This is a genomic window from Haemophilus sp. HMSC71H05 (assembly GCF_001838635.1).
GTDB classification, from domain to species: Bacteria; Pseudomonadota; Gammaproteobacteria; order Enterobacterales; family Pasteurellaceae; genus Haemophilus_D; species Haemophilus_D parainfluenzae_R.
Map to the genome: position 1 here is coordinate 88,406 of NZ_KV838037.1, position 9,631 is coordinate 98,036.

Here is a 9,631-nt window from a genome sequence, read left to right on the forward strand (position 1 = left end):
ATTCTTCCCCTTAGCCTTTTGGTTTTAGCATTGAGATAACATAATCTTTGGCACTTTCCACTTTGCCTTGGTTGATTGCAGAAGCTGGATCCACGTGTTTTGGACACACTTCAGAACAATAACCAACGAAAGTACAGCTCCAAACACCGTTTTTACCATTTAATAATGGCATACGTTGTGCTTTACCATGGTCACGGTTATCAAGGTTGTAACGGTGTGCCATTGTAATCGCTGCAGGGCCTAAGAATTCAGGGTTTAAACCAAATTGTGGACAAGCCGCATAGCATAAACCACAGTTGATACACATTGAGAATTGACGATATTTTTCAAGTTGTGCCGGCGTTTGTTTAGTACGGCTGACTTGCAATTCTTTTGATGGATGTGGTTTACCATCTAATGCTGGTGCTTCGTTACCAATAATATAAGGTTTAATTGCCTCTAAACTTTCGATAAAGTGGCTTAAATCAACCACTAAGTCGCGTTCAATAGGGAAGTTTGCTAATGGTTCAATACGCATATGGCCGCTGTAATCACGTAAGAACGTTTTACAAGCCAATTTAGGTTTGTTATTCACCATCATCCCACAAGAACCGCAGATCGCCATACGGCAAGACCAGCGATAAGAAAGAGACGGTTCAAGTTTATCTTTAATGTAACCTAACGCATCTAAAAGAGAAGTTTGGTTATCATAAGGTACTTGATAAGAGCTTAAATGTGGCTCTTGATCATTTTCTGGGTTGTAGCGTAATACTTCTACAGTCATTACTGGTGAATTAGCCATTTGCTTGCTCCTTAGCTTTCGCAGCCGCTTCTGCCGCTTCTGCTTCAGCACCATAAACACGTTTTGCTGGTTGAGATTTAGTGATTTTCACCGGGCTGTATTCAATACGCGGTGCATCATCGCCATTGTAGTAAGCAAGGGTGTGTTTTAAATAATTCACATCATCACGTTCAGTGTAGTCTAAGCGTTGGTGTGCACCACGAGACTCTTTACGTTCAATTGCAGAGTTTGCAATAGATTGTGCGACATCAAGGATGTAACCTAATTCTACGGTATAAAGCACATCGGTATTGAATACGCTTGAACGGTCTGCAACACGAATACGTTTATAACGTTCTTTAAGCTCAGCAATTTTATCTACTGCTTTTTGCATGCTTTCTTGGTCACGGTAGATACCACAACCTTCTTCCATTACGGTACCCATTTCGTCACGGATTTCAGACCAAGATTCATTACCTTCTTGGTTATAAAGTGCTTCAAGGCGAGCCACAACATCTTGTGCTTGTGCATCAACTGCTGCACGGTTTGCTGGTTGTGCTTCTGCTGCACGTTGTGCGGCATATTCACCTGCAACACGGCCTAAAACCACTAATTCTGCAAGCGAGTTAGAACCTAAACGGTTTGCACCGTGTAAACCAGAAGACGCACATTCACCCACAGCAAATAATCCTTTAATGCGAGTTTCGCTGTTGAAATCTACTTCGATACCACCCATGGTGTAGTGAACAACTGGACGAACTGGAATTGGTTCATTAACTGGGTTTACCCCTTCATAAGCACTTGCTAATTCACAAATGAATGGAAGACGCTCATGTAAATATTTTTCACCTAAGTGACGTAAGTCAAGGTGAACCACATCAACACCTTTTGCAGTTTTTAAGGTGTTACCTTTTTTCCATTCTTGCCAGAACGCTTGTGAAACTTTATCACGTGGACCAAGTTCCATATATTTGTTTTCAGGTTTACCGATTGGGGTTTCAGGACCTAGACCATAATCTTGTAAATAACGGTAGCCGTTTTTATTCACTAAGATACCGCCTTCACCACGACAACCTTCAGTCATTAAGATACCGGTGTTCGGTAAGCCGGTTGGGTGGTATTGGACGAATTCCATATCACGAAGAGGAACACCATGACGATATGCCATTGATAAGCCATCACCTGTTACGATACCTCCGTTGGTATTGAATTTAAATGCACGACAACCACCGCCCGTTGCAATCACAACTGCATTTGCGTTGATTTGAACAAGTGAACCTTCCATCATATTCATCGCCACCATACCGCGAGCATGGCCATCATCAACTAAGATGTCTAAAACGAAGTGCTCGTCAAAGCGTTGAATTTGTGGATATTGAATGGATGTTTGGAAAAGAGTATGTAATAAGTGGAAACCGGTTTTATCTGCCGCGAACCAAGTACGCTCGATTTTCATCCCACCGAAACGACGCACGTTTACATCGCCATCTGCTTTACGGCTCCAAGGGCAGCCCCAACGTTCAAGTTGAGTCATTTCCACTGGAGAATGTTCAACGAAGTATTCCACCACATCTTGTTCACATAACCAGTCACCACCGGCAACGGTATCGTGGAAGTGTTTATCGTAGGAATCTTCCTCTTTAATTACTGCGGCCGCACCACCTTCTGCTGCAACCGTATGGCTACGCATAGGATAAACCTTAGAAACTAATGCGATCTTTAAGTTAGGGTTTGCTTCTGCTGCTGCAATTGCTGCACGTAAACCGCCGCCACCAGCGCCAACAATAGCAATATCGACATTAACCGTTTGCACGATATCCTCCAATCAATAGAAAGTAAAAAAATAAAACGCCCTAAATTAATAGGGGCATGTTGTCATTCTGCCATTTTTGTTTACAAATTAGTAACTTTTTTTCTGGAATAAACGGACAAAATACCAAAAGTGTGATCTAACTCAAAAAAGTTAGTTTTTTATATATTTATAGATGATAACCGTTTGCGTTTAAGAATGATTTAGTCGGATTATTGAGTTAAAAATCACTCTTGTTTACAATAGCCTAATTCATTTTAAAGGTGAAAACGGAGAAAAAAATGACCGCACTTAGCGATAAAAAAACAGAATGGCAACCTTCCGCATCAATTAAAAATCTATTGGCGCGTGCCAAAATCATTGCGGATATCCGCCAGTTTTTTACTGAACGTGGATTATTAGAAGTGGAAACCCCTGTTTTAAGTGAATTTGGCGTAACGGATCTTCACCTTTCCACCTTTAATACAGAATTTGTTGCCCCTTTTGATGAACTCTCGAAAACGCTCTGGCTTTCTACAAGTCCCGAATATCATATGAAGCGTTTACTGGCGGCAGGCAGTGGACCAATTTTTCAAATTGGCAAAGTATTTCGTAATGAAGAAGCGGGGAATCGCCATAATCCGGAATTCACCATGCTTGAATGGTATCGACCACACTTTGATATGTATCGTCTAATGAATGAAGTAGATGATTTATTACAACAGATCCTCGATTGTAAACCCGCAGAAACCTTAAGTTATCAGTTTGTTTTCCAAGAATATGTAGGATTAGATCCATTATCAGCCACTCGTCAAGAGCTGGTGGAAGCAGCACGTAAACACAACTTCATGGCAGATGAAGATGAAGATCGTGATACCTTATTACAATTTCTATTCAGTGAAGTGGTGGAGCCTAAAATTGGGCAAGAGGCCCCTGTTGCGGTTTATCATTTCCCTTCTTCCCAAGCCGCACTTGCACAACTTAGCCCAGAAGATAGCCGTGTGGCAGAACGTTTTGAGTTCTATTATAAAGGCTTAGAGTTAGCCAACGGTTTCCATGAGCTCACCGATGCACGAGAACAACAATACCGCTTTGAAAAAGACAATCGCCTACGGGAGAAAGCAGGCTTGCCACAGCGTGAAATTGACTATCGTTTTCTAGGAGCTTTACAAGCAGGCATTCCAAATACCTCTGGTGTGGCTTTAGGTGTGGATCGTTTAATTATGATTGCATTAGGTGCAGAAAGTATTAAAGAAGTGATTTCATTTTCGGTGGAATGTGCTTAGTTTGTTTAAAAAATATTCATTATTCCTTCTGGAATAAATAAAAAAAGAAAAATAAATTGCTCAAAATAGAGCGATCATTGTATAGACAAAATTCTGAAAAGTTCGATGTGAAAGGATGTTTTTGATTAAAAAACATCCTTTTTTGTATAAAAAATGTGATCTTGATCCAATTTTAGAAAATTGGAAGAGATCCTCCCATTGACACTATAGGTTTATTTTGTAATATTTGCGACGTCTATTTCGGTGATTGAACTTTTTATGAAAAATTGCTTCAATCAAAAATCATAGGTAACAACCAAAAGGAATAACAATTATGAAAAAGACACTAGCAGCATTAATCGTTACTGCATTTGCCGCTTCAGCAGCAAACGCAGCAGTAGTTTATGACAACGAAGGTACTAAAGTTGAATTAAACGGTTCTCTTCGTTTAATCATGGAAAAAGCGGATAAAAAAGTGTACAACGCCGCTAACCAATCAACTAAAAAAGCTAACTCTGCTTTACGTAATGCAGGCTCACGTTTCGGCATCACTGTAAAACATAACTTAGATAACGATTTCTATGCATTAGGTCGTTTAGAATTCCGTTTTGATGACACAACTTCTCGTGATAAATTTGGTAGACTTTATGCTAAACGTGCTTATGTAGGTTTAGGTAGCAAAGCGACTGGTGACATCACATTCGGTCGTCAATTAACTATCGCTGATGATTTAAGCCAAGCAGTTGACTATGAATATGGTTTCATTCCAAAAAGTGAATATATTCCTACTGCAGGTACAGGTGTAGTTCGTTATGACTATAAAGGTATCGAAGGTTTACAATTAAGTGCAAACTATAACTTTGGTCAAACAAATGACGAAAAAGGCAATCCACTTAAACCAGGTATCAAAAATGCTTACGCTGTAGGTGCATTATATACAGTGGGTGATTTAGATGCGCGTTTAGCTTATGGTCACACAAACTTTGAAACTGGTGCATCATACGCTCACCGTTTAGATGGTGTTTTAGCATCATTAGGTTATAAATTTGGTGATTTCACATTAACAGGTGACTTCGGTTATGGCCATGAAAAACTTGACGATGCAAAAGTAAATAAATTCTATGTATCTCCAGGTTTTGCATATCAAGTTGTTCCAGCGTCTAAAGTATATGGTAACTACCTATATGAACGCGCGAAAGGTGAATCTGATAAAGTGAAAACTCACGGTTTCTTACTTGGTGCAGACTACAAACTTCATAAACAAGTTGTATTATTCGTAGAAGGTAAATACGTAACAGCTAAAAAATATACTAACGATGCTTACGATGGTAAAGTTAAAGACAGAGCTATCGGTGTAGGTATGCGTGTATTCTTCTAATCTTTGATTAGATAAGATCTAAAAAGGCGAATCGAAAGGTTCGCCTTTTTGTTTATCTTTTTAAATCTCCCCAACCCCTCTTTACGAAAGAGGGGCTTTTTTTATGAGTTACTTTTAATGTTTTATGGGAGTATTTGAGAGGGCTAAGAGCAGAGAGCATTTATTTGCCAATAAAATACCCCCTCTTTCGTAAAGAGGGGGCTAGGGGGAGATTTAATTAAAGGAGATTATTTCAATCTATCCAAAACCAATTTCCCCATCATTTCAATATGGGCTTTTTCAGCATTCAATGCAGGGATATAGTGATAAGACACACCACCGTGATTTAAGAACGTCTCTTTGTTTTCAACCTCAATTTCTTCTAAGGTTTCTAAGCAATCTACCGAAAAACCTGGGCAAATCACCGCTATTTTTTGAATGCCTTGAGAAGTCGCTTCTTCTAAAAAGTGATCCGTATAAGGTTGTAACCATTCTTCACGACCAAAACGAGATTGGAAAGTCATATTCCATTGGTTTTCCGTTAAACCTAATTTATCCACGATGGCAATGGTGGTTTGTTTACAGTGCTGACGATAATAATCGCCCATATTCTCATAACGCAATGGAATGCCATGATAAGAAAAAAGCAAAAACTCATCGGGTTTTAACCGCACTTTAATCGAATCCACTAAGGCATTAATGTAGTTTTCATCAAGATGATAAGAATGAATAAACTCAAAAGGCACAATATTGCGTTCTTGTGCAATGGCTCGATTGAAGGCATCAATTAATGCGCCTGTTGTTGTGCTGGAATATTGTGGATAAAGTGGCAACACAATCATGCGTTCTACATCATTTTTGAGTAAATTTTTGACCGCACTTTGCATTGAAGGATTGCCATAGGTCATGGCAATTTCTACTTGGGCATTGATGCCTTGTTCATTTAAATACGCTTGTAAGCCGGCTTGTTGTTGTTTTGTAATGGCAAGTAGGGGAGAGCCTTGTTCAGTCCAAATAGATTGGTAATTTCGTGCAATGCGTTTAGAACGCATAGGTAAAATAATAGCTTTTAAAAGGGGATACCATTTCCAACGAGGTAAATCGACCACACGAGGATCCATTAAAAATTCCCACAAATAACGAGAGATCGCTGCGGGTTGAGGGGCATCTGGCGTACCAAGATTCGCTAAAATGATGCCGATTTTTTTTGTTGTATTCATAAATGTTTGATAGAAAGCGTTAATCGAGAAACGCAGCAAAGTTTATCTTGTTCATCGCGAATGTCAATTTGCCAAACATGGTTATTTTGACTTAAAGCAATTGGCGTTGCCTTTGCGGTAACAAAACCTTGTTTCACTGGGCGAAGATGATTGGCGTTGATATCTAATCCCAAGGCAACTTGGCCTTCTTCTATACAGAGAAATCCAGCCAATGAACCAATGGTTTCAGCCAACGCCACAGACACGCCACCATGCAATAAGCCGAAAGGCTGAGTGGTGCGATGATCAACCGGCATTCTTGCCTCAATCCAGTTTTCACCATAAGCTGAGATTTCAATCCCTAAATGCCCAACAGCGCAATGTTTCCCCATTTCATTAAGCTGCTCAAGGGTGAACGTTTTTTTCCAAATTGCCATGTACTTTTCCTTATCTTATTTGATGGCGTTAGTTTGATCTAATTCAGCACTTTCGTAAAGAAAAAAGAAGGGCAGTATAATGATTTTAGTATGCGGTTTTGCTTATTTTTCATACAAAAACTTACATATTTTTAAATTTTTTGTAAAAAAATCCAGAAATCTTTACATATATTTACATAACTTAAGTTTTATCTTAATTAATTGTAATTTTTGGTAAATCCTTTTTATTATGCTTCCTTTTTGTACAAAGTTCGCTTAGAATAAGCTGTTCCGAACAGAAAGGAAGGGGGAACTGTTGTCAAAATTTGTGGTCGTCGCCTTTCTGACGTTGAATTTTTCGGCGCTGTTGCATCAGTGACAGCTTCTTTATCATCCTAATAAAAGGAATAAATTTATATGAACAAAGTGTTTAAAGTTATTTGGAATCATGCGACACAAACGTGGACAGCTGTTTCTGAACTTGGGCATGCTAAAGGTAAAACCAAATCTAAAAAAATCGTGAAATTGACTGCACTTGCTGGTGCTGTAATTGGTTCATTGGCGGTATCTCAATCAGCAATGGCTGCATCGGATATGAATACTAATGATGCGGTTAATATTTGGCCAACTAATGTGCCAAGTGCTCAAGCAGGTCGACACGCAGTGTCAATTGGTCCAGCTGCATCTGCTCAACATCAAGATGCGATTGCTATTGGTCATAGCGCTAATGCAGCATGGACTAACACAATTGCTATCGGTAAAGATACTAACGCAACAAAAGATCATGCAGTAGCTATAGGTTCAAATACAACTGCTTCAGGTTATCAATCGGTTACTGTTGGTTCTTATACTAAAGCTGAAGATAAATTAACTATTGCAGTTGGTCCATATGCTCAAGCAAATAAAGAAGCAGCGATTGCTATGGGTTCTAATGCGACTGCAGCTGAATCAAACTCTGTTGCAGTAGGTCAAACTGCGACTGCAGCTAACAATAACGCTATTGCTGTTGGTACTAAAACAGAAGCTAGAGGTGATAACGCAATTGGTATCGGTGCTTATGCTGAATCAACTGCTGCACGTGCGACAGCGATTGGTGTGTTAACGAAAGCTACTGGTGCAGGTTCATTCGCAGGTGGTGCGTCTGCTCAAGCAACAGGTGAAAACTCTGTGGCGATTGGTGGAGCACAAGATGGTACTTTAGGTAATAAAGCAGGTACTGCGGCTAAAGCGACTGCTGATAATGCCGTTTCTATCGGTACAAATGCTACAGCTTCTATCAAAGACTCTGTCGCATTAGGTTCAAACTCTACAACTTCGAGTTTTGCTCCAACCAATACAGCGACTGTAGGTACATTGACTTATAGCGGTTTTGCGGGTAACACAAGTGCATTAGGTGACGGTGCAGTTGTTTCTGTTGGTAAAGCAGGTAGTGAGCGTCAAATTCAGAACGTAGCAGCTGGCCGTTTAAGTAATACTTCAACTGATGCAGTGAATGGTTCACAACTTTATTTTGTTGCAAGTAAATTAGATGAAAAAATTCATAACCATCACTGGATTGCAAGTGGTAACCAAACAGCGGGCGCTCAACATGCCAATACAAGTATTTATAACAATGGTGTTGTTGATTTCCAAAATGGTAACGGTACGATTGCAACCGTAACGAATGAAACGTTAGATCAAAGTACTGGAACCAAAAAAACAGTGGTTAAATACCACGCAAATATCGTAAATGGTGACAACACTGAAGTAGTTTATAACTCTGATGGTTCAGTTAAAATCAATGCGAAAGTGGCTGGCGGTACAGATACTACTGCAGCAGTGACAACAACTACTACTGATGCATTAACTGTAACGAATACTACTACAGGCAATGTAACAACTTACAATGTTGATGCAAAAACCGGTTCTATTTCTACCACACCTGTTGGTGCTGCAACCTATGCGAAAGATGGTGATAAAGCAACGGGCGGTAACTATGGTTCTCGTTTAACTAACGTAAGTACTGTAACTGATATTGTGAATAATGTTTCATGGCATTTGAATTCATCTGCGGTAACAGGTACAAACGGTAAAATTACTGAAGGTAGTGATACTGAAGCAGCAGATGTTAAAGCATCGAATACTGTAAACATTAATGCAGGTAAAAACATCGAAATCAAACGTAACGGCACAACCATTGAAATCAGCTCAACTGCTGGTGAAAAAGGTGAGAAAGGTGACACCGGTGCAACAGGTGCGAAAGGTGATACCGGTGCAGCAGGTGCGAAAGGTGACACTGGTGCAACTGGTGAGAAAGGTGATAAAGGTGACAGCATTACAGGTGAAGTTGTAGATAACGGTGACGGTACTCACACTATTACCATTACTGATTTAGGTACAGGCTCAGTGACCACTACTATCGTAAAAGATGGTAAAGACGGTAAAGACGGTAAAGATGGTGCAACCGGTGCGAAAGGTGCTGACGGTAAAAACGCTGAAGCAAGTGTTGTAAACAACGGTAACGGTACACACACAGTCACTATCGTAGACGGCAATGGTCAAACCACTTCAACTGTTGTTAAAGATGGTAAAAATGCGGAAGCATCTGTTACAAACAACGGTAATGGTACACATACATTAACTGTCGTAGATGGTAACGGTAACACTACCACCACTATCGTTAAAGATGGTGCAACTGGTGCGAAAGGTGATACTGGTGCAGCAGGTGCGAAAGGTGATACCGGTGCGAAAGGTGCTGACGGTAAAAACGCTGAAGCAAGTGTTGTTAACAACGGTAATGGTACACACACAGTTACTATCGTAGATGGCAACGGTCAAACCACTTCAACTGTTGTTAAAGATGGTA

At 40.0% G+C, this 9,631-nt stretch carries 7 protein-coding genes; 3 read left to right on the top strand and 4 right to left on the bottom strand.

The features are described 5' to 3' along the window. Positions 1-10: 10 nt before the first annotated feature. The gene (locus tag HMPREF3279_RS06735; RefSeq protein ID WP_005696861.1) at positions 11-781 is read right to left on the bottom strand and encodes a succinate dehydrogenase/fumarate reductase iron-sulfur subunit; all 771 of its coding nucleotides are present in this window, start codon (positions 779-781) and stop codon (positions 11-13) included. After that, positions 774-2,573: a fumarate reductase (quinol) flavoprotein subunit gene (gene frdA, locus HMPREF3279_RS06740; protein ID WP_032825757.1), complete on the bottom strand. Its 1,800-nt coding sequence runs from the start codon at positions 2,571-2,573 to the stop codon at positions 774-776. Before frdA ends, HMPREF3279_RS06735 begins: the two co-directional genes overlap by 8 nt. A 278-nt stretch (positions 2,574-2,851) precedes the next feature. On the opposite strand from frdA, the gene epmA reads away from it, so the two are divergent. Continuing rightward, complete coding sequence (gene epmA / locus HMPREF3279_RS06745; protein WP_049373625.1) at positions 2,852-3,835, top strand: elongation factor P--(R)-beta-lysine ligase; 984 nt, start codon at positions 2,852-2,854, stop codon at positions 3,833-3,835. A gap of 313 nt (positions 3,836-4,148) precedes the next feature. Continuing rightward, positions 4,149-5,192 (top strand): porin, encoded by a 1,044-nt coding sequence (locus HMPREF3279_RS06750; protein ID WP_070868623.1) that lies wholly within the window; start codon positions 4,149-4,151, stop codon positions 5,190-5,192. 227 nt (positions 5,193-5,419) lie between these two features. Here HMPREF3279_RS06750 and hemH read toward each other — a convergent pair whose 3' ends face one another. Beyond that, positions 5,420-6,391, bottom strand: a complete 972-nt coding sequence (gene hemH / locus HMPREF3279_RS06755; RefSeq protein ID WP_070868625.1) for a ferrochelatase — start codon at positions 6,389-6,391, stop codon at positions 5,420-5,422. Next, positions 6,388-6,807 carry a hotdog fold thioesterase gene (locus HMPREF3279_RS06760; protein ID WP_070868627.1) on the bottom strand — a complete coding sequence of 140 codons (420 nt, stop codon included), beginning with the start codon at positions 6,805-6,807 and terminating at the stop codon, positions 6,388-6,390. Before HMPREF3279_RS06760 ends, hemH begins: the two co-directional genes overlap by 4 nt. Before the next feature lie 396 nt (positions 6,808-7,203). Between HMPREF3279_RS06760 and HMPREF3279_RS06765 the strand changes: the two genes are divergently transcribed. Beyond that, positions 7,204-9,631: collagen-flanked surface repeat-containing protein (locus tag HMPREF3279_RS06765; RefSeq protein ID WP_180365032.1), on the top strand; the 2,428-nt coding region annotated here is incomplete at its 3' end.